Genomic DNA, 26,358 nt, shown 5'->3' with positions numbered 1-26,358 from the left:
CCTCTTCCCATTCCGAACAGAGAAGTTAAGCCCCGCCGAGCCGATGGTACTGCGGTCACACGCGGGAGAGTAGGTAGCCGCCAACCCCCTTTTTTTAGCAAGAACCCCTCCCTGCAGCAGTGTAGCGAGGGGTTCTTCGCGTGGTAGAAGGAGGGAACCGGGGGAGGGGTTTAGATGGAACGGAACCGAGGAGGGAGATGGTTGCCGGGGCTTTAAGCTCAATTATAAGGAGTCCCTATTTGCTTAGACTAGAATTTTCTTTTTTGTTAGTTAATGGCTCTACAAAAATCATAGGCATAAAAAAGGCCGGCTAATTCTAAAATTAGCCGGCCTTTTTTATGCCTGTATCTACTTATTCCATCTTACCTCCGGTGACTACCTTCAGTAAGGTATCTTCTGGTAGGTGTTTATTGGCTGCTCTTGTAACTTCTTCAGGGGAGAGTTCCTGTACAGAAGCAAGCAACTGGCTGTAGAAGTCTGGCGGTAGACCTAGTAAGACATTAGACTTGTATTTGTCCATCTTGTCAAAGATTGTAGCATGGTCAGAGAGGAATTTTCCTGCCAGGTGTTTCTTAGCCGTCGCAAACTCTTCCTCATGAACCTCTTCAACCTTCAAGAGGTGAATCTCTTTGGAAATCTCCTCCAGAGTTTCCCTTATTTTGTCTCCTTTGATATCTGCCCCTATAAAGAACAGAGAATCTCGTTCTTTGTGGGAAAGAGAAGAGTAAATTCCATAAGTGAAACCTTTATCCTCCCGAATGTTCTTCATCAACCTTGAGCCAAAATAACCCCCAAGGATATGGTTTAATAAATAAAGAGCGGGATAATCAAGATGGATAGGCCGTATGATAGGTTTCCCCACCCGGATGGATGCTTGCATCTGGTTCTGAGTAGTTACGGGTAGTAAACCAACCTGAGGAATAGTATTGGATATGGTAGGTGATGGAGCGGCTGAAGTTCCATCTCCTGATAGCCCTGCAAGGATTGTGTTGATACCAGATTGATCAATATCACCAGTGATAAATACTTCGGCAGACGAGAAGGAATAAGCCTCATTATGAAAGCTAATAAGGTCTTTTACCTGTAATGCTGCAATCTCTTCCTCTGAGATTGAGGAAACGTACGGATGGTCTTTTCCATAGACCGCAATAGTAAAGGATTCGGTAGCTAAATAGCTGTTCTTTTGTTTGTCTACCGCCAAAGTTTGGATTACCCGTTGCTTCATGAGGGCGAACTCAGTCTCCGGGAAAGAAGGCTGCTGTATTATCTCGAAGGCAAGGGGGAGCAAGGAAGGAAGGAATTTTGATAAGCAATACAAGGTAACCGTAGCCCGATCAAACCCATGGTTCACTTCCAGCGAGGCACCATGGAAATCTATGGCATCGGCTAGTTCTTTAGCAGAGTTCAGTCGGGTGCCTTCCTTAAGCATTTTAGCCGTCAAGGATGCTACTCCTGGCTTTGTTTGAAACCACTTACCGGCTTTAAAAACAAATTCAACCCGTACTACAGGTTGAATGTTGTTTTCAAAGATATGTAAGCGGGCTCCTGAGGGGGTTATCTTTACTTCTGGAGTAATAGATAAATCTGATGAGAGTTCTGCTATGGCAGGAGCAATGGTGCGGTTTAAAAGCATATTGTTTTATTCGGCGGCGGGTTCGTCTAATCTGAAATGAAGCGAGAAACGGAAAGTTTGTGCTAAAGGGTTGTTTTGATCATTTGGGATCATGTAGGCACCGTCAAAACCGAATTTCTGATATCTGATACCCAGACCCATAGTGAAGTACTGACGGCCTCCTTTCAGCTCGTTTTCGTAAAAGTAGCCTGCACGGGCAGCAAACATATTGTCATACCAGTATTCTAGACCAGAGGATACCGTGATTTCTTTCACTTCTTCAGTACCGCCACCAGGAGCATCTGTGAAGGATTTGAAGATTCCTGAGAAGACGTTGGTTTGGTCATTGGCCGCCGGATCGTTTGATTGGGTGTAAGGCACCAAAAGTTTATTCCCGTCAACGGCAAGGGTAATCTTGTTATATGGATCCAGCTCCATAGTGAAGGCAGTGCCCAGTCTTAGGTTAGTTGGTAAAAAGTCTTTTCTGCCAGCAGTAGTATAGGAGATCTTGGCACCAATGTTAGACACGTTCCCGCCGAATGACAGATTGTAGTTTTTGCCTCCCATCGCTAAGTCTTTGGTGTAATACACACCTAAATCAACGGCAACAGAGTTGCCTGGCTGCGATTCCCCTATCACGTTTCCTCCGGAGCCTACGTTTACATTCCCTGAAAGATTAGAATGGATAAACCGAGCGCCAACTCCTAAGCTCAAATTTTCACTAAGTTTCTGACCATATCCTAAGCTGATAGCGTACTCTTTCGGGTTGAAGTTCTGAATGGCGTTTCCTGAAGCATCGGTGAAGTTCAACTCTCCCAAGTCAAAGTAGAGCAAGGATAAAGCGATAGAAGAGTTTTGCGTTACTTTCTTGTGCGCTGAAAGCTGGCTTAGGGACATGTCATTCACAATCTTCGACAGCCATGGAGTATAAGATAATGATACCCCCAGGTCATCTTCTATGAACCCAAGTTTTGCCGAATTCCAGAATAAGGTATTAGCATCTGGAGTAGTAGCTACCCCAGCGTCACCCATCCCGGCTGCGCGGGCATCTGGGGAAACCGATAAAAAGGGCACCGCCGTAGTGATAGGTCTATACTCTGTACTTTGCCCAATAGTGGTTTGGGCATTTGAGGAAAGACTAGCCCCGGAGACTAGAAACAGAACAAAGAGGGTAGATCTGAAGAAGGTGCAGTTCATGCGGTAGAGTTTGTGTATCAAGTGTGTTATTTAAGTAAAACTAGCTTTTCGTAACGAGATGTACTAGCTCCATCTAGACGAGAACGTACATTCACTTTATATATATATACGCCTTTGGCTAAAATATCATTGCTGTCATCCCGGCCATCCCAGGTAAGGTCAGAAAAATGCGCCTTCCCGTCGCTAAATCCGTGCATGGACTTCACCAGTTTCCCTGATACGGTAAAAACCTGAATAAGTATATCCAATTCCTGCCCCGGTCGATTATGGTCAAAGTGAAAGGTGGTTTTATTGATAAAAGGGTTAGGGATATTGAAGACATGGTCTAACGCTAATTTTTCAGTAGAAGCCACTATGAACTCAATTTTAGTGGTACTGGAGTTATTATGCGTGTCCCAGGCTTTTAAAGACAGGGTATGTGGTCCCAGTGCTACATCCTTTAAGGAGTACCGCACCTTACCTGATTGGTAGGAATCTACATCAGCGGTGTAGAACTCATTCAAAATGATGGGCTCAGAAGATTTCTCATCCAGAATGGCGGTAATCTCGTGTCCAATGCCTGCGCCTGCGGTATTAATGCCATTATCATCAAATAAGTGAGCCAGCAAGGTAGCATCGGTGCCGGTAGTGCCCCCAGACACAAAAGACTCATCGTTCATGTAAAGCGTCAATTGCGGAGGGGTATTATCGGCGGCTATATCTGTGTTGGCGCCTCCTACGGGAACAGTCGTTGCCCCGTGGCCATCCTGCGAAGAAGAGGAGGCATACAGATGAATGCTGCCAGCCCCAATCTGGTAGTTGATATCTTTCGGGATTACCAAGGTCACTTCAAAAACGCCATTCTTCACACTGGCTAGGCCATCATAAAGCACGTTGCTGCGGTTCAAGACCTGGCGCTTAGCATTCTGATCACCCAAAGTAGTAAGCGTTGCCTGTTTGTCATAAACGGTGATGTGGATCTGGCCCTGGAAATCTGCGACTATCTGTTGCTGATTGTTTTGCACGAATCCTTCTAATTTTACCTTGGAAAGCGCTTTAAGGGTATCTGTGGCTGCAACCGCAACAGGTTTCCCGTTCAGTTTGGAGAGTACCACCTGCAGAGCCGGGTACGCCAGTCGCATAGCGGGGTCACCTAACAGAGCGAAGTTCCGGTTATTGACCCCGAAAAGGCTCGCATTTTTGGTCTGTTGGGTAAGGTCACCTAACGTAGGCATGGAACCATCAGAAAGGGGAGTGAAAAGGAAATTGAAGAAGTTGGTATTCAAGGCTCGGTTCCCATCTGAGTACACCGGTCTCGTGGTCGTCAAGAGCCCGATGGCTCCTCCGTCTGGGTGGAACAAAGCAGTTTCTGCGCCTGAGTTACGTCTTGGGTCATCGTAGCGGCCAATCTCACAGGTCGCGGTTAGAAAGAACGTAAGCTTGTTCTGGTTTTTCCAGCTCTGGATTTCGTTGATGGTTAAGATCTGTTCATCGGCGAGGCTCAGGGCATTGCCATGACCCGTATAATTGGTCACCAAGGCACCTTTTTCAATGGCTTCCCGCAAAGCCCGGTTTGTTTCTGGCGAGCGCTGACCATTAGGCACCGAGATCTGCGGATACAAATCCAGGTAAATCTTCTGGGGTAAGTAGTTGGGGTTGTTGCGTTCCACATACTCGGCAAGGTAGTCTGCGTCGTTCAAGTGCTCGTTGGAATCGCCATCATCTGCTAGGAAAATAAGCCGTTTACGCCAGTTTCCCAGTGATTGCTCACCCTCGTACCGGATGATCTTATCAATCATCAAATCGGCTTCTGAACTTGTTTTAACAGGCAGTCTGCCAATGCCTACGTCTAGTAGATGAGCCAGCGAGAAATCTACCTCAGACCACTCACCTTCCTCTTCATCCAGAAACCCGATGTAGTCATCTGAAGAGTAAGACAGAATGGGGTCAAGCGATTGGCGCGACTCGTAAATCGGGATGAAGTTGGTGTTCTGCTGGAGCCTTCGTTTAGGGTCAAAGGAAGCATCTCCCAGCAACACTACCTGAATCAGGTCATCTCCTTGTTTGGCGCTGCGCTCATACAGCATCCTCAGTAAATCCCGAATGGCCGTAATGTCCTGCTTGCCGGAGGAGAACTCCTCGTAGATCTTGGGCAGCTCTATGACTTCTGCTTCCAGTCCGGAGAGCGTGCGCCGGTGCGCCGCCAACCGTTGAGCCTGCGGCAGAAAAGAGGTTGGGGTAATGACGACCAAATCCAGCTTGCCATCCAGATTAAGGCTGTGCAGGTTTTGATTTGCTACTTTTCCCAAGATGGCCGGTACAGGGAAAGAAGAGCCTTGAAAGGCAAGGTACTCGCGGAGTTGCTGACTGTTGGCCGAGAAACGGGCCGTTCCATTACTAAGGGAGAGAAGCTGTTTAACCGGTTTTAACGGATCCGTGATGTCCCAAACCTGTGCATCAGGAGCAGTAATTCCCCCCACCAGGAAAGTAGTGACTGCGTTCTGTTTACTGGCCAAAGATCGGAAACTGGTTTGGTTCTCGTACAGTTTCAACTGCCGCTGGGCAGACAAGGTGAAATAATTGAGATATCCTGCCGCCGAAGAACTGTTCCCAGGCTGGTAGGTGTAGGAGATATTCAATTCATTGGTATAGGCCAACGACGCAAGCTTGGGGGAAAAGTACAACACGTTGGTGACGCCTTCCGGATGATAATTGTAAGACCCTCGGCCCGGAACAAAGTGCGTGCCCTGCGCCGTGTTGTTCAACCGCACCGAGAAAGAACTGTTATCTGGCGAGTTGGCCATTACCGCCGAGGTAAACCAAACGGTGCTGTTGGGCACCAGGTCAGAGGCGGGCACGGCGAAGTTCTGCTGCAGCGCAAACGAGTTGAATTCTTCGCCAAACCATTCCCGGCCGGAGTTCACCATGTTGCGGAGGTCTACTTCATGGAACCAGCGCTCATCATAGGTATTTACCTCTGGAAAAGAACCGGGCAGAGGAGCCTGCTGATTGACTCTAAGTCCCGCTGAGGTGCCTACGGTGAGGTAGTAATAAGTGGTGTCTGAATACAGGTTAAGGGAATGGACAAACGGGGATTGCCCAATAATGAGGTTCTCGGACCAGGTGTGGGGGCCTTGGCCGTAGAAAAGGAGAAAGTCGTTGTTGTCAAAGGAGCCGTCCTGCTCGCCCTCTACCCAGACCGCGTTTTCTACCAGGTCATCATGGCGCGGTGCCGCATTGGCCTGCGGAAGCATTCCGCCGCCGTTCCCGAATAGCTGAAGTTTGCGTGGATCAAGGTTCTGCAGGTTCACGCCCATGGACTGCAGAGCGGCACGGTCCAGTTTGTACATGCCCGAGGCCGGAATCCCAATCTTAAACCAATCGCCGGAAGCCAGCACGGAGCGGGAAGCGTAGGCGCGGCGAACCGAAGATTGGCCCGGGCCTTTTCTGAGGTTGTTTCCGGAAATAGAACGAAAACTGAACTTGAGCAGTTTCTCTACGGCACCCGTCTGCGGGTTCAGCCGAAAGGGCTGGAAGGCCACCACCGAAGTGGGCACCCGGTTGGCCGTACCCGTACTGATAGAAGTCTGCAGTTCTGTTTTAAGGCCCTTTTTAGGAAAAGAGCGCATTTCTGCCTCGGTGAGTGGTCCAAACTCTAAGTTGGTAAACTCAAAGGAGGAAACCCGCGCATTGGGGAGAGACAAAATGTAGTAGGGAATCTCCTCGCGGCCAAGAAACGCAGCTTCTTCAAAACCCGGGAGGGCAGCCGCAGCCGTAGTCCCCGTAGAAGGACTAGCCGGTGCCGAACGCCAAGTGATGGTGCGCGTTTCAGGGGTTTGGGCCCAACCGGTAAAGGCTGCCACCCAAAGGCCCGCGGCCAGAAGAAGCTTTCTTACAAGATGCATGTACGCGGGTAAAATATTACGCCGCAACACAGTCCTTCTCTCATAGGTTCAGCTCAGGAAACGGAGAGGAGAACCTGCATGCAAGATGCTTAGTTGGCTGTGAGACGGTAAGAAAAAGACTCCATAATCATGTTGGCCAGTAACTTCTTACAAGCCTCTTCTACTTTCTGGGCAGCGGCAGTTTCATCTTCCGCTTCTAACTGTAAACGAATGTGCTTGCCAATTCTTACATCAGAAACCTGCTCCAGGCCTAAATGCTCCAAGCCCAACATCACGGCCTTTCCTTGAGGATCTAACAGTTCTGTGTGCGGCATGATGTCTATTTCGGCAGTGAATTTCATAAGGAAGAAGATTTATTGAAAAAGGATAAAATAATGTAAATCGCGAGATTTAAAGGAACTGCGGTAAAGTTAAGGATTGCCAGGAAAAGAATGGAAAGCCCCATGAAAATAAACCGCACCTCATTGCCTTTCCAAGAGGCGTTTTTGAATTTAAGCGCAAAAAGCGGCAACTCGGCAATGAGCAGATATGAAAACAGAACTGTAATCGCCAGCAGCACAAAAGGATTCATGATAATTGGCGATAAACCGAAATCATCATTTGCCAAAATCAACGGCAATGACATGATGAACAGCGTACAGGCCGGGGTGGGCACGCCAATGAAAGAAGAAATCTGACGCGTGTCAATGTTAAACTTCGCTAACCTGATGCAGGAAAAAATGGTGATCAAGAATCCAGAGTAAGGCAGGAATCCCGGTAAGTCATACCCGCCGGTTTCAATGGCCTGGGCGATCATCTGCACCATGGCTGCGCCGGGCACCACACCAAACGAAACCATATCGGCCAAAGAATCTAATTGCTTGCCGATCTCAGAATAGGTGTTGAGCACGCGGGCCACCATGCCGTCCATGAAATCCAGAGCGGCGGCAGCTACAATCCAGCCGGCAGCCGTGATCAGCTCCTGCTGAAAAACCGCTACCAGAGCAAGGCATCCACACAATAAGTTAAGGCAGGTGATGAAGTTAGGAATGTGTTTCTTCATAGAATTGTAAAGGTCTGTTTTGAGCCTGTTTTAAGAGAATTAGCTCAAAAACGGATTGCTGGCTTTTTCTTCCCCAATGGTAGTAGAAGGGCCATGGCCAGGGTATACGGTTACATCCTCGGGAAGGGAGAATAATTTGGTGCGGATGCTCTGGATAAGGGTGGCGTAATCACCTCCGGGTAAATCGGTGCGCCCAATGCTGCGCTGGAAAAGGACATCGCCGCCAATCAGGTTTTTGCTTTGTGGGTGGTAAAATACCACGTGACCGGGGGCGTGGCCGGGCGTGAACAACACCTCCAACTCGGTTTCCCCGAAGGTTACGTTTTCGCCCTCTTTCAGGAATTTCTCCGGTAAAACCTCCTGGTACTGCGGAAAGCCATAGGCAGCAGAATAGGTGGGCACGGCACGCAGCACAGCCAGATCTTCCTCATGAATCTCCAGCGGCACGCCATAGGTATCGGCTACGAATTTGTTTCCCAGCACGTGGTCAATGTGGCAATGCGTGTTCAGCAGACGCACCACTTTCAGGCCTTCTGTTTGTATAAATTGCTGTAGTTCCTGCTGTTCCTCTTTATCGGCGCAGCCGGGGTCAATGATCACGCACTCTTTGGTAGAATCATAAAGCACGTAGGTATTTTCCTGGAACGGGTTGAACGTGAAGAATTTTACTTGCAGACCAGTGGCAGCCATGGATCACATCTTATTTTGCAGGCTCTAAGTTACAGATTTCAGCGGCACAAGCCGTACCTTGGGACATGATTTATGATTATCTGGTAGTGGGGCACGGCCTGGCCGGCGCGATTTTGACGTGTTTTCTGGAAAAAGCCGGTAAAACGGTTCTGGTGATAGATGCCCGCAAAGAGAACTCGGCGTCACGGGTGGCGGCCGGCCTGATCAACCCCGTGGCCGGAAAGCGGTTCGCGAAAAGCTGGCAGGTAGACAACTTTCTGCCCGCTGCCGCGGCCTTTTACCAGGAGATGGAGGAGCGCTACCACGCAGAATTGTTCTTCCGGAAGCCTATTTTAAAGCTGTTTTCCACACCCGAGGAACAAAACAACTGGATGGGCAAAAGTGCCGATGCTTCCTGGGAAGGCTACATCGAGACCACGCACCTGCAACTCCCTCCGTCTGAATCCGTTCACCAGGAATTGGGTGGTTTGCTCATCCGGCAGGGCGGGTACGTGGCCCTTAAACTCTTTCTGGACGCTCGTCAGGTAGACCTCCAAAGCCGTGGTTTTTTCTTGCAGGAAGCTTTTGACCAAACGCAACTAGAATTGTTGCCAGACGGGGTGCGCTACGGTCAGGTACAGGCCCAGAAAATCATTTTCTGCGAAGGTGCGCAGGGGGCGAAGAACCCGTTTTTCAGCTGGCTGCCTTTCTCCTTGAACAAGGGCGAGATTTTAGACATAAATGTGCCTGATTTCGAGGCTTCATATATCTATAATAAAGCCGTTTACGTTGTGCCTTTAGGGAAATACCAATATCGGGTGGGCGCCACGTACAACTGGCGGAACCCAGATGAAGAACTTACCCCCGAGGCCAGGGAAGAACTGGAAACCAAGGCGCAGGACATCCTCAAAAAACCATTTGCCGTGGAAAAGCAGTATGTGGGAATAAGGCCGGCGGTACGAGACCGGAAACCTTTGATTGGGCAGCACCCAGCGCATGCACAGGTAGGAATTTTCAACGGCATGGGGTCTAAAGGAGTGTTGATGGCGCCGCTGCTGGCCCAGCAGTTCATTTCTTCCCTGGAGCAGGGCGCGGCTTTGTGGCCAGAGGTGAATATTACCCGGTATTTATCGTTATATTTAGCATCTACGTCAAACACATGAGTCAACTCTCTACTCGCTTCTTACATGTGTGCCGGTTTCTTGTGTTGCTCCTTTGCTTAGGAGTACCTAGCATGACCTTCGGACAGGCAACTGCCCCAGATGATTTCGGGCAGAACCGGATCCAGTACAAGCGGTTTAACTGGCAATACTACAGTACCCAGAACTTCAACATCTACTTCTCGCAGGACGGCCGCGAACTGGCCCGCCACGCCGCCGAGCACGCCGAGCGGGAACTGAAGCGCATTACCTCGCTCATCGGGTACTATCCTTACTCCAAAATCACCATCATCATGTACAACTCTGTCTCAGACATGAAGCAGAGCAATGTAGGGTTGATAGATGATCCGTATAAAGGCGGGAACGATGCCTTGTTTGTGAAAAGCAAGATTGAGGTGGCCTTTGAAGGCTCCCAGACTGAGCTGAAGCGCCAGATGACCTACCGTATCTCTGAGTTGCTGCTTTCAGACATGATGTACGGCGGTAGCCTTAAGGAAGTAATTCAAAGCAATTACCTGCTGCGCCTGCCCGAGTGGTTTGTGTCTGGTTGCGCCGCTTACCTGGCTGAAGGTTGGAGCGTGGAGATGGACGACTACATGCGCGACATGATTCAGAAAACGGGCGGAAGACGTCCCGATCCTCTGTTTGCCCGCAACCAGCGCGTCACCGGACAATCCATCTGGAACTACATCACTGAGCGCCACGGCACCGCAGCCATCCAGAACATCCTGAACCTTACCCGCATCACCCGCGACATTGAAGTTGGGATTGCCAGTAGCCTGAACATGCCCTACAAGCGGTTCATGCGCGACTGGTTTGCCTACTACACCCAGATGAACACCTTTGCCGAAGGCTCCATGGCTTCACCGAGCAAAGACAATAAGATCAAGAAAAGCAACGCCCGGCAGTTCCTGTACTCAGAGCCGGCCTTAAGCCCCAGCGGCCAAAAACTGGCTTTTGTTATTTATGACCGGGGTGCCTACAAAGTATACATCCGTGACCTGGCTTCTAAAAACCAACGCATGGTGTACCGGGGCGGCTATAAAATGCCCAACCAGGAAATTGACCCCACCGTGCCGCTGTTGTCCTGGCGAGCAGAGTCCCAGTTGGGTATTTCTGATGTGCGGCGCGGCAAACTGCAACTCAAATTGCAGGAGGCGGGCAAACGCTACATTCCGGGCGTAGCCACCGTGAAGAGTCTGTTGGGGAAATCCAACGATGTGCTTTCGCTAAACGCCTACAGTCAGGTAGCCGGGCTGGACTTCTCCGAAGACGGTCAACTGATGGTCTTGAGTGCTGTCAAGAATGGCCAGAGTGACCTGTTCCTGTACCGCAACGGTCGGTTGGTGCGCCAGTTGACCAATGATATATTCGATGACCTGAACCCTTCGTTTTTACCGGGAGCCAGCAATCAGATTGTGTTCAGCTCTAACCGGCTTGCAGATTCCTTGCAGTCCAGCCGGGCCAAGTTCACGGCAGTTACCAACAATTTCGATATTTACCTTTTTGACCCGAACAACACCCAAAGCCGTTTCTGGCAATTGACGTACACACCTTCCAACGAACTCATGCCCATCGGGATTTCCGAGGAAGAGATTATGTACCTAGGCGAGGAAACCGGTATCCGGTCGTTGTATCGGCATAATGTCAAAACCGGTGTCATCTCTAGGGTAACCGATTTCCGGCAAAACATCAAGACCTATGACTACAACGTGCGTACGGGCAACCTCACGTTTGTGGCCAATGACCGAGCCAAAGAATACCTGTATTGGTACCCTAACTCGCCATTGCCGCTCATCGGGCAGCAAGCCTTCAAAACGAAACGGCAACAAGTACTGGAAGGCCATCTGCAGCGCCGCATCCAGCAGGAGAACGCCCGGATAGCCGCGGCCCTTGCCGCCAGAGCCACCGCCGACTCTCTGGCGGCCGTACAGGCAAACCAAGTAGCCGGGGTTTCCACCGACAGTACTGCCACGGATAGTACCGTTGTTGCTACCGCACCCACCAAGCCGGCAACAACCCCTAAGCCTAAGACCATCATGGCCATGAACACACCAGACTCCCTGGTGTTGAATTACCCACGGCCTTATGATCTTCGGTTCAGCGTAAATAATCTCATTACCTCTATTCACGCAGATCCGCTGCTGGGCTTCGGGTTTGTGATGGAAGTGGGCATGGCCGATTTGTTTGAGGATTACCGCATAAGAGGTGGGGTGTTCGCCTTAACCGATCTCCAGACCACCAACTTCTACGCCGAGTACTCCAACCTAAAAAACCGCTATGATTACCGCATTGGTTATCAGAAGCAGAGTGTGTATCTGGCCAGCGGGGCTACCATCCGGCGGTTAGGCAAGCATGAGATTCTACCGGCCTTCAGCTATCCGCTGACCAATGCCCTGAGCGTGAAAATCCTGCCCCGTTATTCTAACATCCGCTATACTGTCATCGAGAACTTCTCTGAGCCAGATTTAGTGATGGACTTCGCCGGGATAGGAGGAGAGTTGGTATTTGATAACTCAGTGGTGACCGGCATGAACATGCGCGAAGGAACCCGCATGAAAGTAGGCATTACCCGCATGTACGGTATTGGGGAAAAGCAAAACGGATTCGGGAAATTCTACGTGGACTTACGCCACTACCAAAAAATCCACCGTGAGTTTGTGTGGGCGAACCGGTTAAGCTACGGTCATTCCTTCGGTCCGTCCCCAAAGAAATACTTGTTGGGTGGGGTAGACAACTGGATCAATGCGTCTGAGGACAGCACCGTGGTCTATGACAACAACTCCACCCCGGCCGATTTCTTCTACCTTGATTTCTCTACCCCGTTGCGCGGGTTCAACTACAACGCCCGTAACGGAACGCGTTATGTGCTCTGGAACTCAGAACTCCGCCTGCCGCTGTTCCAGTACCTGTTTGAAGGACCGATCAACTCGGGCTTCTTCCGGAACCTGGAAATGGTAGGCTTCTTCGATGCCGGAACCGCCTACAACAGCGGAAACCCGTTCAGTGACGATAACTCGGTGAATACGCAACCGGTACCTAGACCTCCGTTTGAGGTGATTGTACGCAACTTCCGGAACCCGTTCATGTACGGCTACGGTTTCGGGGCCAGAACTACTTTGTTGGGCGTCTACGGTCGTTTTGATATGGCCTGGGGTGAGCGTAACCTACGGCGCGAAGGACCTAAGTTCTACTTCTCCATGGGCTATGACTTCTAATGATCGACATCAATAACCAGAAAGCATTTCAGGGCTGATTTCCAGAAAACACCTATAAAACAGAAGGCCTCCTTGGAAACAGGGAGGCCTTCTGTTTTATAGTTAGAAATGCTTTTATTGAGGGCAAAAGCGTTTAGGGGCCGTTTTCCCCAAAGTAGCCTAAAAATAAGAATGCCTCCCTGTTTCCAGAGAGGCATCGTATTAGTTAACCGACCAATCGGGTTTCTCCGAAAAAGAATAGGTTATGCTTGTACGGCCTGTAAAAGTGACTCGAACAGGAGACGTCCATCGGTGTTGTTCAGGTCTGCGTCTACTGCCCGCTCTGGGTGCGGCATCATGCCGAATACGTTTTTGTTTTTGTTGCTGACCCCGGCAATGTTAAGCAAGCTTCCATTACAGTTACAGTACTCGTTTACCTCACCGTTGGCATCGCAGTAGCGGAACATAATCTGGCCATTGTCCTCCAGTTGCTTGAGGGTATCGGCATCGGCGTGAAACCGGCCTTCTCCGTGGGCAATCGGAATTTTGTAGGCTTTGCCAGGTTCTAACAAAGCCGTAGGCAGGGCTTCGTTGTTCTCAGGGGTAATGTACACGTTCTGGCAGATGAACTGCTGGCTGGTGTTGCGCAACAGAGCGCCTGGCAACAGGCCAGCCTCCGTCAAGATCTGGAAACCATTGCAGATTCCCCAAACGTACCCGCCGGAATTGGCGAATTTCACCACTTCCTGCATGATAGGCGAGAAACGGGCAATTGCGCCCGACCGCAGATAATCACCATAAGAGAAACCTCCTGGCAGCACTATGAAATCACAGTTCTGCAAATCATGGTCTTTGTGCCACAGCCTGACAACTTCCTTTTGGGTAGTGTGTTGCAACGCATCAATGACATCCTGGTCACAGTTGGACCCCGGGAAAACGACAACTCCAAATTTCATAGCGCAAAGATAAAGAAAATACCTGAGCTTCATAAAGGAAAGCCCCTCAGAAACCGCAGTTGGCAAGATAGGGAGAGAGTGGCACTTTTTTCATAAATTTACTTTTCAACACTTTACCTTACACACGTATTTATGCTTTTATCCATGACCGGGTTTGGGGCTGCCCACCTAGAGACAGAAGGTTCTATGGTCAGCATTGAGCTGAAATCGCTAAACTCAAAATCCATGGACCTGAGCCTGCGCATCCCGCGCAGTTTGTCTGACAAAGAACTGGAGATCAGGAATCTGATAGGGAAAAGCCTGGTGCGCGGCAAGATCAATCTTACCATTGAGGTCAGCCGAAACAAAGCCAACGCCTCACGCAGCAGAATCAACACCGAGCTCCTGACGCAGTACTACCGCGAGATTGAACAAGCAGCCCTTGCGCTGGGCGCCCAGTCGCCGGATCTGTTTAGGTTGGCCCTGCATATGCCTGACGTTTTACAGGCAGAAACCGCAGAAGACCCCAAAACCGAGGAAATTGCCTGGGAGCAGGTGCAGCCGTTGTTGCAGGAAGCCATTGACAAGTTCAACACCTTCCGGGCCGATGAAGGCAAGGCGCTCACCACCGAGATTATCTCTTACATTGACCGCATCCGCATACTGTTGGCCGAGGTAGACAAACACGATCCTACGCGGGTGGAGCAGATAAAGCAACGCATCCAAGGGCATTTGAGCGAGATCAGTTCGTCTGAGAGTTTCAACCAGAACCGGTTTGAGCAGGAGATGATCTACTACATTGAGAAACTGGACATTGCCGAAGAAAAGGTGCGCCTGGTCAATCACCTGCATTATTTTACCGAGACCGTCTATCTGCCTGAACCAACCGGTAAGAAACTGGCGTTCATTTCTCAGGAAATAGGGAGGGAGATCAACACCATCGGTTCCAAAGCCAATGACGCCACCATCCAGCACTTGGTGGTAGAGATGAAAGAAGAACTGGAGAAGATCAAAGAACAACTGAACAACATTCTGTAAGAGACTGTTTTGGGCCTGTTTTCCTGAAAATCATCTCAAAGCGTACATCCATGGCCCGAAAACTACTCGCTGTTTTTCTTCTTTTTGTTTCAAGCCTTAGCATAGCCCTTGGCCAGACCCGCACTTGCGGAACCATGGAGAATGTGAAGCGCCTGGAACGCGAGCGGCCCAACCTGCGTGCCCAGTTGCAGCAGCAGGCCAAGGCAGCAGGCTCCGGCGTGAAAAACCCTTTCGAGAAACGGGTTTTGGGCGGAGTGGTCACTATTCCGGTGGTAGTGCACGTAGTCTATAACACCGATGCGCAGAATATTTCAGACGCCCAGATCAAATCCCAGATCGCGGTCCTGAACAAAGACTTCCGGCGGTTGAACACCGATACTGACAAAACGCCCAATGCCTTCAAAGGGGTGGCCGCCGATGCCGAGATTGAGTTTTGCCTGGCCCAGCGCACTCCTGACGGGGAACCTACCACCGGCATCACCCGCACCAAAACCAACAACACCACTTTCAAGGTTGACGACGCCATGAAGTTTGCCGCCAGCGGCGGAAAGGCGGCCTGGAACACAAGCCAGTACCTGAACATTTGGGTGGTGAGATTTGCCGCCAGTGAATCGGTGCTGGGGTATAGCCAATTCCCTAACTCTGGTTCTCCTACCACCGATGGCGTAGTCATTGATTACCGGTACTTCGGGACCACAGGGACAGTATCCAAGCCTTTCAACCTGGGGCGTACCACCACCCATGAAGTAGGCCACTGGCTTAACCTTTTCCACATCTGGGGCGATGAAGAATGCGGCGACGACCAGATCAGCGATACGCCCACCCAGGAAGCGGAGAACACCGGCTGCCCGGTTTTCCCCAGCGCCAGTTGCAACAACACCAGTGATATGTTCATGAACTTCATGGACTACACCAACGATGCGTGCATGAACCTGTTTACCACCGGGCAGAAAGATGTAATGCAAAAGGCGATTTCCACCTATCGGCCGGGCCTTCTTTCCTCACCGGGCTGCACCGCGGTTCAGGTCCCTGATTTAGATGCTGCTCTAATTGAAGTGACCTCGCCGGGCAAGATTCTGTGTGCTACTTCCTTCACCCCAACCGTGGTGTTGCGTAACCGCGGAAGCCAGCCGCTTACCTCGGCGCAGATTCAGTACAGCGTAGACAACGGCCCTGCCCAAACCTACAACTGGACCGGTTCCGTGGCTTCCTTCCAGAATGCGACGGTTACCATTCCCGCGCTTACCGTTTTGTCTGGTGCGCACACCGTCACGTTTACCCTAACCTCCAGAAACAACTCCCCGACAGACGCAAACGCCGCCAACGATGCCCTCTCTACTTCCTTCCAGGTACAAGGCACCGCTCTGCCGCTGCAGGAAGGTTTTGAAAGCGCTACTTTTCCACCCGCCGGTTGGACTATCCATAACCCGAACGCAGACCTTACCTGGCAACGTACCACCAAAGCAGCCAAAATAGGCACCGCCTCGGCCTTCATGCAGAACATCCAATATCCGGCGAATGGAGCAGTGGATGAGTTGATTTTGCCTCCTTTGGATTTAACTGGCCGCGCCATGCCTAAATTAACGTTCCAGCTGGCGTACTCCCTGCTTTCAGAAACTGATTTCTCAGATACCCTTGAAGTCTGGGCCTCTACTGACTGCGGAGCCACGTATCAACGCCTCTACCAGAAATTCGACAAAGCGTTGACCACGGTCACACCGTATTACACCGATGAGGAGTTTGTTCCTACCGCTTCGCAGTGGCGGCAGGAGACGGTTGACTTGGCCAGCTTTGCCTCTTCCAAAACCATCCTCCTCAAGTTCCGGCACATCACTGATTTTGAGAATAACCTGTACCTGGATGATGTCAGGGTAGACGGATACCCGTTGGGAGCCGAGGAAGAACGGGCCCAACAAGCCTTAAAAGTTTCGCCTAACCCTACCACCGGTATGCTTTCCATCAACTCACCAGAAGCTTCTATCTCTAGCATCCAGGTGTGTAACGCGGTAGGCAAGGTGCTGCAGGAAGTTAGAACGCCTCGGCACGTGAGAAACCAGCCGCTGCAGCTTTCCCTCCAGAACCAGGCAAACGGCCTCTACCTCATCCGGCTCCAAACCGACAAAGGTGTGGTGGTCCGGAAAGTAGTCCTCCTGCAGTAATCATCCTACAACAGATACTCAAAGCGCCTCGGTGGTTTCTCCTTTGAAGGAAATCCACCGAGGCGCTTCTGTGTGGTAGCACTGCAAAAAGTTGGTTTTAGAAAGCTGCTTGTTTTAAAGGCCAATTTAAAAGCAGTTGATACGTGTAAAAGTTTAGAAACGCTTTTAAGCCGATTTCAGAAAAGAGGGCCAGAAACAGAATTCGCTTCAGGCTATAGCGCTTTGATGAAGCCTTGGATCAAAGCCATGACCTCTTTGAATTTGGTTAGCGGAAGCGTTTCGGCTTTGTCGTTGGGGTGGTGGTACTCGGTGGTGGTGCCGCCCAGCGTGTAGAAGAAAAAAGCGGGTACACCTTTCTCTGAGAAAAAATAATGGTCTGAGTTGGCTGCTTTGCCGCGGCTCTTGATTTGGGAAAGATACCCGTGCTGTTGATTCAGGCTTTGTAGAAGCGCAAATTGCTTAGGATAGACACTGCCGTTCACCACCATCATTCCTTCCTCGCCGGTGCTCATCAAGTCTAGGTTCAGCAGGAATTTGATTTTGTTCAAGGGGAAAAGTGGGTTTTCGGTGTAAAAACGGGAACCCACCAGACCTGCCTCTTCCCCGGCGAAGGCCATGAAAGCGATGGAGAAATCCGGGGCATTCTGGGGTTGGGCGTAGTGGCGGGCGAGTTCCAGTAACATGGCCGTGCCGCTGGCATTGTCGTGCGCGCCAGGGAAATACAGGCTTTTCCCTTGGTGGCCTAGATGGTCATAATGAGCCGTCACTACTACAAACGAATCTGGTTTCACTTTGCCCGGTACAAACCCGATGATGTTCTGGCTTTGGTACTGGGGCTCTAGCCGGGCATCTACCGCGAAGGTGACTTTCTTCGCTTTTTTAGGCCAGGATTTCTCCAGCACCTCCAGGACCGGGAAGGGCAGTTGCTCGCCGCGTACAGTGCCCATCAGCTTAGGGCCGGGTTGGCGTACAATCACGGCGGCTACGCTTTTGAGTTGCGGCTGGAACGGTTCAGGCAACGAAAGTAGCTCCTGCAAATGCCGCTGGTAGACCACCAGTACTTTGTTGCGCAGGTTATTGGTCAGGAACTGCTGGGCCACGTCTACATCTTTCAAGATTAACGTGTCAATGTCGTAGACTCTTCCTTCACCGGAGCCTGCCCCGGTGGCGGCGTGGGCTATGAAATCAACGCCGGGTACCAGGGCTTTGCCGTCTATCTCTAGTTGAAGGCGGTTTTCCAGAATATTGACCGGAAGCGTAAACGACTGTTTGTAGTTGGGTGTGAAGGAGCGCAGGCCAATGGACTCAAACTGTTTTTGCAGGTAATTGGCCGCCAGGCTATCGCCCTTGAAGGCGTACCCACGGCCGTGCAGCGCAGGAGCGGAGAGATCGGAGATGGTTTGGCGAACCCGCGCCAGATCCTGGGCATTCGCTGTAACAGAAATCAGTAGGAGAAGAAAGGAAAGCCAGCGGGTGAAGGTCATCATTTCGTTTTTAGCCCGATTTACGGAAACCAGCCGCAAAACGCCGCACAAACAGAAACCAGAGCCCCAAGCCTATAACTCCGCCGATGGAGTTACTGAGGGCATCCACAGGATCTGCGGCCCTACCCAAACCCATGGAACCCTGCAGAATTTCCACCAGAATCCCGAAGGCTACTACCGCTAAAAACGAACCCGTGAGCAGGCGTTTGTTTAACCTAACCGCTGGGTCACGCTGTAACCCGAAGAGAAGGAGAAGCAACTGCACCCCAAACAGGAGGGCATGCACCAGGGAATCAACAGTGAAAAAGTCCCACTGTGGGGCAGGGGGTAAAAGAGGAGCGGGCAGTAACGTCAACACAAGAATGACGACTGCCCACCCCAGTGCCAGTGCATAATAGGAGAAACGCACGGCAGAAATATGTTAAGCGCCTACCAACTCGCGGTATGCACCGGCAGAAAGAAGCTCGTCTAGTTCAGCTTGGTCAGAGATAGACATTTTGATCATCCAGCCATCGCCGTAAGGATCAGAATTCACCAGTTCAGGGCTGCCGTCCAGTTTATCGTTGATTTCCAAAACCTGGCCTGAAAGCGGGCTGAACAGATCAGAAACGGTTTTAACCGCTTCAACGGTACCAAATACTTCTTCTTTGGCTACGTCTTTGTCCAGGGTGTCAATGTCTACATACACAATGTCACCCAATTCGCGCTGGGCGAAATCAGTGATACCTACGTACGCTACATCGCCTTCAATCCGGATCCACTCGTGGTCTTTGGTGTATTTCAGCTCCTCAGGGAAGTTCATAAGAGATTAAATTAAGTTTGATTCAAAAATACGTTCTTTTTAGTACGTGCCGCAAGCCTTATTCAGATAAACTGAACCGAAGCTGGATGCCGCCCTCGGTCACGGTGTTGCGGAACGCGTTGGCCACTTTAGGCTCGTTGATGTTCTGCGTGTAGTAGAACTGCAGGTTCAGGCGCTGGCTTACCACGTAATCAATGGTTGGCCTGATCTGCACCTGCAAGGCGCCGGCGGTGGTCAGGTTGTTCTGGTACTCGTTTCCGTTGTTGTCTACCGCAATGGTGCGCTGAATGGTTTCATTGTCACGGAAAGTAAAGTCCAGGCGCATGGTAAGCTCGTTCTCCAGCGTTCGGCGCGAGCCGCCCAGGCGGAACGGAATCTTGAAGTTGGTGGTGGTATAGCCAAGGCCTATCACTACGTCTTTGATGCCGTTCTCGGTTACCTGCGCGTTGGTCATGTTCAGCAACAGGTTGCGTTGGGTTCTGTACTCTACGCGGCCGGTTACCTGGCCTTTCGTCCGGAAGTTAATACCTACCAGCGGCGCCATGCTTTCGGTGATGGCCACCTGGCTCACGATGTAGTACGGAATCACTTCGCCTTTCTCGTTCGCCCTGTCTGGGAAGCCGGCAGGCTTAAAGCTGTAGTCCAGCGCCGTGCTAAAGTTCTCCACCGAGTACGTAGACTGGTAGGCGTGGTTTAACGTGAACGAACTGAAATACTGTTGGAAGAAAGGCAATGTAGACAAGCCGTTGTACACCACGTTCCAGTTAGGCAGCGGAAGGGCATCGAAGGGAGTGGTTGCTTTGGCTTTAAAACCATTGATATCCTTGCCCTGGTACGCGTTCAGGAACGCCGGAATGAGCACATCCTGTGAGTTGACCCCGTACAGGCCCGGTCCGTTTTTGGCAGAGTTCATACGGCTGGCCACCTCGGCCCGGTACCGGATAAAGTTCTCGAAAGCCGGTGAGTTGTTTCCCTGGCCAGACTCAAACAAGGTTTGTAACGAGATAAAGGACACCCGGTAAGAACCGGTGGTAAACGGCGTTTGGCGCTGCACTACCAACGCAGAATCCCGGCGGTAGTACACCTCGTCAATCTCAGACCGGTTCATAATTCCATCCACGGTGATAATGAAGTTCTTGAATGGTTCAATGGTGGCTCGGGCCGTGAGGTTCGTGGAGGTGAGCGAGCTTAACGGCGTGTTTAGGTACTGGCTGCTGTCAGTGTACCAGCCTTCGCGGTTCGCGCGCTGATACAGGTCATCCAGCTCAAACTGCTTACCCAGCACAAAGTCCAGACCGGGTGCTCCAAACCCATCGGCGAGCCCGAAGTTCTTGGCCGTAGGCAGGAAGCCCGGAAGCAAGGTTCCCTGGGTTTGGGCGTACGTGAAGTTAACAGACCTCGCTGACATCAGGGCCCGCAGAATGCCATTCACTACCTTCATGCCTCCCTGCCGGGTAGTGTCAGCGGCGGCGGCCTGGCCATTTACCGTGGCCGGTTGCTGGCGCACGCTTGGTTGCGGGGATGCCTCGTTGGCGGCTTTCAGGAACTTCACTTTGTTGTACAGGCGAACCAGGTCAAGCTTACCGCTCAGACTGGTTTCGGTGCTGTTCTCAATAGTGTTTCCTAATTGCAGGGTGTCGTTTCGGCTGAGGGCGGTAGACGCCGAGGTCCACGTGAAGCCCGCTTGGTAACGCGCATCGGCAGAAACCCAGTCAGTGAGAGGGAACTTATCCAGCGGCAACCGGTAGGTGAGTGCTACTACCTGGTTGAAGTTGGTGTTACGGCCAAAACGTCTCAGGTTATGCCAGATTTCCTCGTTTTTCCAGCGTAAGGTATCTATCTCCTCATTGATCCGCCCGTTAGGCTCGTCTACCACTGCCCGGTTAGTGGCGGTATAATCCAGCGTCAGGCTCTTGGTCAAATCCCACTTCACGTCATAGATGCGGTTGAAGAAGAACGATTTCTGGAAAGTAGGCAGGAAACCGGCGGTGTCTGGCAGACTGTACGGCGATGTACGGCCCTGTAGGAACGTCTCGTTGTAGCGGCGGTCCAGATCGGCCCTTACCGATATTCTGCTAGGCTGCAGGGTAAAGTTGAAATCCTTCAGCCAGCGCAGGTACGGCGACTGGAACGCTTTGACATTGGCAAACGGCGTATAGTTTTTAGGGGTATTGTTGAAATTGTAAGCAATACCGCCGGTGTAGGTTTTAGAGTAATTCCGATCGGTGGAAATGTCGGTGTGCAAGACTTCGGTGTAAGCATAAGAGAAGGAGAGGTTCTCTATGTCATACACGCGGCTCTTGGCCTCCGGATCGGTTTTCTCTTTCCGAACGTTGAGCAGGTTCACACTCTTGGTGGTGGTCTGGCTTACAACTTCCTTGCGGTACCTTTCCTTTTCTGAGCCGTTTTCGAATTTCTGCAGCGAAAGGTCCAACTCGGTGTCCCGGTCCAGTGGGTCATAACGCGGTTCACTCATGGTGGTTCCGTACTGTACAGACAAAGGAACAACCAAGCCTAAGCCCGAAGGCAGAAGCTTTTCGGCGGCTACGTTGGCGGTGATGTCAAACTGTCCGGTGGTCTCACGGGCTCTTTGGGCCGCGCGTTGCTGAATGCCGCCAAAGCCTACGGTGGTGTAAGAACCAGTGGCGGTGATATTCGCGAAGTCAGCTAATTTCACGTTGGCGCGGGCAGTAGCGGCCCAACCAGCGGTACGGTCAAAGTCAGACACACGCAGCTCGTTCACCCACAAGGTCACCGAATGCGCGGCTTTGTCTGGCGAGGCTGGGTTTTCTAACCCTATCATGAGGCTCTGCACGTCACTGAAATCCGGGTTACCAATCACTCTGAATACCTTGCCGTCATCGCGGGCCTCGGTAAACACCTGGTTCAGCGGGAAGCTGGCTTGGTTCCGTCTTGATTTCAATCGCACAAACTCATCAAAGGCCACGTCAATGAAGTTCTGCTCGTTCCAGATCTGGTAAGGATCACGACTGCCCTGCGGCGTCATTTTCAGCGGTATAGAGAACTCGTAGTAGTTTTGGGTGAAGTCTGTACCTATTCTGATGAACGCGTTTACTTCGTTGTCCTGGGTGCCGCTTGGGCTCTGCGCATGCACGTACATTTTCAGGCGCTTGTAGATAAGCATGTCCTGCGATACGTTCTTGTACACGGCCTTGCTGAAAGAGTCACGCAGGTTCTCAACGGTGAGCTGCAATGACTGCTCGTTTTGGCGGCGGTTGTTTGCCGAGGAGTAATCCCGCTGGCGTTCTACCCCCGGTGGCACTACGTACGGAATGGTACCGGCATCTACCTCACCGTTTTCCTCAATACTTACCGAAGACACCGCAAAAGAAGAGGCATCAGAGTCACAGTCGCCTACGCAGGGTGCCCCGTTAGAAAGAATGGAATTGTAGGTACGCCACTGGTTTGAAACAAACTGCATCTGGGCAAAGCGCAAAACCACCGGCTCAGCAAACTGGGTGGTATACATCCGCATGAACCGGATAGACTTAAAGCCCTGCATGTTGTTCACGTTGCCGGTAGGTTTTCTTACCGGAATCCGGAACTGGTACCAGCTTATTCTATTGCCGTTGGCGTCTGTGGAGTCTACTTTGTCTACAATGTAGTTGTCACCTACGGCCAAGCGGTTTGGCCTCAGGTCAATGTTGTATTCGTAGTATTGCTCTGAGTCACTGATGACGTTGTCTTTGTTGAGGTCTTCTTTGTCTGGAAAGGCGTTGGACGAAAGCTCACTGTTCACCGGAGAGTTACCCTGCATGCCGTTGAAGTTCTTGTAACGGCCCAATACCCCGGCGTTAGCAGCATCATAAGACCCGTCTAAGTGGTGGCGGAAGTTATCGGCGGAAGGGTCATCAAGGGTGCTGTAGATGCCCTGGAAGAAGGCACGCTCGTCATTGTCGTTCAAGCCATCCAAACCAATGTCCTGGAAGGGGCGGGAGCCGGGTTCATTGTCAAAGGCATCGGTCAGGAACTGGTTGCGGGTTACCCGACCCCAGGCGGTTGGCTCCGTGGCCTGCAGGTTTCCGTCAGTGGGCAAGCCGTTCTCAAATTCGTAGAGTTGGTCTTTCAGGAGGTCTTCAGAGATGTTTCCTAAATTGAAGACCAGTTTGCCGTTTTCGTCCTGGCTGTTGCGCGCATCATCTAAGCCGGTGATGATCTTCCGTCCTTGTTCCCCCTTGATGAAGGGATCCAGCATCCAGAACTCCAGGTACTCAATGTTGGCGTTGTCAAAGTTGTTGTCAAAGGAAATCTCCCGGCTGATACCGGCCCAGTTGCTGCGGGGATCATTTTGCAGGAACCGGCCATCTGACGAAACACTTGGGTTGTAGTTGTACTGCCCGCGCTCCTTGGGGTAATAAGCCAGGTCAAAGGTGTATTCAAACGAGTTGTTGGTCTCAGGGTCACGGTTCGGGAAGATCTCGCGGCGTTGGATTCCCCGCACGTAGTGGTTCTCCAGTTCTTCGCGGGTGATGTTGTTAGGCCGAAGTCCGTTGGCCGTGTAGTAAATCTGGTCAATGGTATACCAGGCCAGTTTAGCCCGGTTATAGGCGTAGGCCAGACCAGAGGTACCGTTGAGGAGTGGGGCAGGAGTAGCCGATAAACGCCAGGCATTGGTATTGAAGCCTCCTAAAGAAAAAGGCGTTTTGGCGTTCTCGAAATCATCTATATACGAAACCCCGTCTTCTCCCACAAAAGTTGTTTTCTGCGGGACCAGTTGGGCAATCTCAGCCCCTAAGGTAATGGCAGAAGGCTCTTTTGTCTCCAGGAAGGGCAGTTTGTCTGTGAGGCGGGTAAGCAACCGGGATTCGCGCCGGTAGTTGATGTCAAACCCGTAGATGGTGTTGTTGCTGGGCTCGTCCCCAATGTTCACCCGCTGGATAAATGGCCGTTCGCCCTGGTGCAGCACCGTGGCTCCTAAGATGAGGTCGTTGTCTACCTTGTAATCAAAACGGGCACCCAAAAGCGTTCGGGGTTGCACACTCAGGATATCGGCTTTCTCATAGGTCACGCGCAGGTTGCTGGCGCTATTGAGATAACTTGGGTTCAGGATCTTTACGCGGCCTAAATCATAGAATACCTGGTAATCCTGGCCTTCTACCAGGCGCGTACCGCCCGAGTAAACGGCCACCGATCCTTCAGCAATCCGGATGCCGGGCAGCGTGATTTCATCGGTGCTGGAGGCCTGGTACCGGCCTTGGATAAAGAACTTGTTTTTCTGGGCGAACTGCTGCGCATCGGTCTGGATGGAGTCGTAGAGTTCCTGGAAAACGTATTTGTTGATGTATTGGTCTTCCTGGCCCGGCGTGAAGCGGGAGCGGAGGTAAGACCCAAACGGCTCTACCTGCGGGAAGAAGATACGGCCGCTCTCCGGGTCAATGGTGATGCCAGACAAGAAGTCAAAGTTACCGTCGCGCGGTGGGTCATTGTTGGTGTTCACGTTATCCAGATTGAACACCTGAATCAGCGGAATACCTTTCAAACGGGACTCATCCTGCAGACTGGTCAGGTCGCCGCCGGTGGCATCGTCTTTATAGGCAATGTTCAATTGGAAGTTATTCCGCTCAATTTGGTTTGCGTTAAGGGCATAGACGTTTTTCATCATCAGGTCCCAGGTAGGGGTGTTCAGCCCCGGGTTGGTGCCGCGTAGCAACTTCAGGAAGATGACCTGGTCTTCTGGAACGTTCTGGTAATCTTCCTGCAGTTCACCCACTTTATAGGTACGGCCATTCAAGGTGTACTCAAACGCCACGCCTAACACCTGCTCTGGCAGCAAAGCGGCGTTCAAAGAGATGTACCCTAACTGCGGATTGAATTTATACTCGGTCTGGTCCAGGCGGCGGGCCCGAACGTGCTCAAAGTCATTGTTTTTGCTCAGACCAAAACCCTCCAGGAAATTATCTACCTGATTGTTGATCCGGTTGGTAAGGCTTCCGTACAGGCTGTTCTGGTTGTTCCCGGCGCCGGAGCCTGCGGGCAAGTTGGTGTTGAAACGATTCCGAAACGGCTGTGGCTCGCCCAAGTCCATCAAGGCAACTACGTTCCGGAGGTTCTGGGTAGCGCGGTTATCATTGGTGATATACACCTCCAGACGACGGATGACGATGCCGGAATTCACCAAAGGCAGGTTGCGGAGGGACTGATCATAGCGGCCTCTGAAGAACTGAGCCAGGAAGAAGTGGCGGTCACGGTCATAGTCATCGGCGCGAAGCTCAAACCGTCTGTTTTGGGCCCCGTTTTGGATATCTATCGCATCCATGCTTCCACGTTGGTTTGCGGCGATAGCCGTTACAGACAGTTTCCCTAACTGCAGTTGAGCCTTCAACCCAAAGAGGTTCTGGCCGCCTGAGATAAGGGAGTTGTTCAGCGGCAAGCTTACGTTACCGGCCTCAATTTTTTGGATAATTTCCTCTGGGTAGCCGGTGTATTCCAGCTTCAGGTTGTTCTCGAAGTCAAAGTTGGCCTTGGTGTCCCAGTTGGCGGTGATGCGCATTTTCTCCCCAATGCGGCCGTCAATGTTAAGGGCGATGCTCTGGTCGAACTCAAAATCGCCTATGCGTTGCTGACGCAGCGGAATGGCTGGGTTTTCGTTCTTATTGAAAAGGGCGCCGAATTTTAAAGTAGCCAAACCGTTGGGTCGGATATCTACGGTGTTTCCGCCAAACAAGCGGTCAAACGTGCGGCCCCCTAAGTTAAGCGTGGGTACCAAGCGACGGCTGGGAGCGGCAGGGTTCTGCTCATCCAGACTCGCCGATTTAGAGCGCCAGTAATCCTTGATAGCCTTCTGCTGCTGGTAGCGGGAGTATTCCTCAAAGGTCATGGTGCTGGGATTGCGGTAGTCATACCCGCCAATCTGCTCCGTGATCTCATACCGCTTTAAACTGTCATCGGGGACTACCTGCAACTCCACGTTCTTGGGCACCGGCAGTAAAAGCGGAGACAGGGTAGATCTGTTAGAGAAGGGATCTCCGCGCCGATCATCAAAAATCAGTTTAGGACGCCGGGAAGGAATGTATCCCTGGTTTTTGGTAGTGTCCTGTACTTCAGCATCTCCTTCAGACAACATTAAAAGCGAGGTGCTGGCACCTGCTATATACAAACTCATAGGCTCGGCCTGGGAGAGCCAAGCCATCAACGACACCAACCCTACTGCGGCTGTAA

The 26,358-nt window shown here is 51.5% G+C and carries 15 protein-coding genes and 1 rRNA gene; 5 read left to right on the top strand and 11 right to left on the bottom strand.

The window, feature by feature from the left end:
* Positions 1–86, top strand: a 5S ribosomal RNA gene (gene rrf / locus EFB08_RS16050); the annotation flags it as partial.
* Positions 87–352: 266 nt separating this feature from the next.
* On the opposite strand, the gene EFB08_RS16045 is transcribed toward rrf, so the two are convergent.
* The 6 genes from EFB08_RS16045 to EFB08_RS16020 form a co-directional block, all read right to left on the bottom strand.
* Positions 353–1,633, bottom strand: coding sequence for a M16 family metallopeptidase (locus EFB08_RS16045; RefSeq protein WP_123127925.1), 1,281 nt, complete (start codon positions 1,631–1,633; stop codon positions 353–355).
* A 6-nt stretch (positions 1,634–1,639) separates the two neighbouring features.
* Positions 1,640–2,830 (bottom strand): type IX secretion system outer membrane channel protein PorV, encoded by a 1,191-nt coding sequence (gene porV, locus EFB08_RS16040; protein ID WP_227006362.1) that lies wholly within the window; start codon positions 2,828–2,830, stop codon positions 1,640–1,642.
* Between the two features lie 5 nt (positions 2,831–2,835).
* A complete protein-coding gene (porU, locus tag EFB08_RS16035; protein ID WP_123127923.1) occupies positions 2,836–6,693 on the bottom strand; it encodes a type IX secretion system sortase PorU in 3,858 nt (1,285 codons plus the stop codon).
* An 89-nt stretch (positions 6,694–6,782) separates the two neighbouring features.
* On the bottom strand, positions 6,783–7,034 hold the full coding sequence (purS, locus tag EFB08_RS16030; protein ID WP_123127922.1) for a phosphoribosylformylglycinamidine synthase subunit PurS: 252 nt from the start codon (positions 7,032–7,034) through the stop codon (positions 6,783–6,785).
* Positions 7,031–7,735, bottom strand: a complete 705-nt coding sequence (locus tag EFB08_RS16025; RefSeq protein ID WP_123127921.1) for a CDP-alcohol phosphatidyltransferase family protein — start codon at positions 7,733–7,735, stop codon at positions 7,031–7,033. Before EFB08_RS16025 ends, purS begins: the two co-directional genes overlap by 4 nt.
* 39 nt (positions 7,736–7,774) lie before the next feature.
* A complete protein-coding gene (locus EFB08_RS16020; protein WP_123127920.1) occupies positions 7,775–8,425 on the bottom strand; it encodes an MBL fold metallo-hydrolase in 651 nt (216 codons plus the stop codon).
* Between the two features lie 65 nt (positions 8,426–8,490).
* On the opposite strand from EFB08_RS16020, the gene EFB08_RS23805 reads away from it, so the two are divergent.
* On the top strand, positions 8,491–9,567 hold the full coding sequence (locus tag EFB08_RS23805; RefSeq protein ID WP_227006361.1) for an NAD(P)/FAD-dependent oxidoreductase: 1,077 nt from the start codon (positions 8,491–8,493) through the stop codon (positions 9,565–9,567).
* Entirely contained in the window at positions 9,564–12,782 is a 3,219-nt protein-coding gene (locus EFB08_RS16015; protein WP_227006360.1) for a hypothetical protein, read from the top strand. The genes EFB08_RS23805 and EFB08_RS16015 overlap by 4 nt, the downstream gene beginning before the upstream one ends.
* Before the next feature lie 242 nt (positions 12,783–13,024).
* On the opposite strand, the gene purQ is transcribed toward EFB08_RS16015, so the two are convergent.
* Positions 13,025–13,717 carry a phosphoribosylformylglycinamidine synthase subunit PurQ gene (gene purQ, locus EFB08_RS16005; protein WP_123127918.1) on the bottom strand — a complete coding sequence of 231 codons (693 nt, stop codon included), beginning with the start codon at positions 13,715–13,717 and terminating at the stop codon, positions 13,025–13,027.
* Between the two features lie 132 nt (positions 13,718–13,849).
* Here purQ and EFB08_RS16000 point away from each other — a divergent pair, with 132 nt between their 5' ends.
* Positions 13,850–14,734: a YicC/YloC family endoribonuclease gene (locus tag EFB08_RS16000; protein ID WP_123127917.1), complete on the top strand. Its 885-nt coding sequence runs from the start codon at positions 13,850–13,852 to the stop codon at positions 14,732–14,734.
* A 134-nt stretch (positions 14,735–14,868) separates the two neighbouring features.
* Positions 14,869–16,893 carry a T9SS-dependent choice-of-anchor J family protein gene (locus tag EFB08_RS15995; protein ID WP_165864922.1) on the top strand — a complete coding sequence of 675 codons (2,025 nt, stop codon included), beginning with the start codon at positions 14,869–14,871 and terminating at the stop codon, positions 16,891–16,893.
* 212 nt (positions 16,894–17,105) lie between these two features.
* Here EFB08_RS15995 and EFB08_RS15990 read toward each other — a convergent pair whose 3' ends face one another.
* The 4 genes from EFB08_RS15990 to sov are packed head-to-tail and all read right to left on the bottom strand — an operon-like array spanning position 17,106 to position 26,302.
* The gene (locus tag EFB08_RS15990) at positions 17,106–18,380 is read right to left on the bottom strand and encodes a M28 family metallopeptidase (RefSeq protein WP_123127915.1); all 1,275 of its coding nucleotides are present in this window, start codon (positions 18,378–18,380) and stop codon (positions 17,106–17,108) included.
* Between the two features lie 7 nt (positions 18,381–18,387).
* Positions 18,388–18,786: a VanZ family protein gene (locus EFB08_RS15985; protein ID WP_165864921.1), complete on the bottom strand. Its 399-nt coding sequence runs from the start codon at positions 18,784–18,786 to the stop codon at positions 18,388–18,390.
* A gap of 12 nt (positions 18,787–18,798) precedes the next feature.
* Positions 18,799–19,179: a glycine cleavage system protein GcvH gene (gene gcvH / locus EFB08_RS15980; protein ID WP_123127913.1), complete on the bottom strand. Its 381-nt coding sequence runs from the start codon at positions 19,177–19,179 to the stop codon at positions 18,799–18,801.
* 58 nt (positions 19,180–19,237) lie between these two features.
* The gene (gene sov / locus EFB08_RS15975; protein WP_227006359.1) at positions 19,238–26,302 is read right to left on the bottom strand and encodes a T9SS outer membrane translocon Sov/SprA; all 7,065 of its coding nucleotides are present in this window, start codon (positions 26,300–26,302) and stop codon (positions 19,238–19,240) included.
* Positions 26,303–26,358 lie beyond the last annotated feature (56 nt).

The organism is Rufibacter latericius (assembly GCF_003721515.1).
In the GTDB taxonomy this organism is placed as follows: Bacteria; Bacteroidota; Bacteroidia; order Cytophagales; family Hymenobacteraceae; genus Nibribacter; species Nibribacter latericius.
Note: the sequence above shows the minus strand (reverse complement) of the source record. Positions and strands in the feature narration are given on the sequence as shown.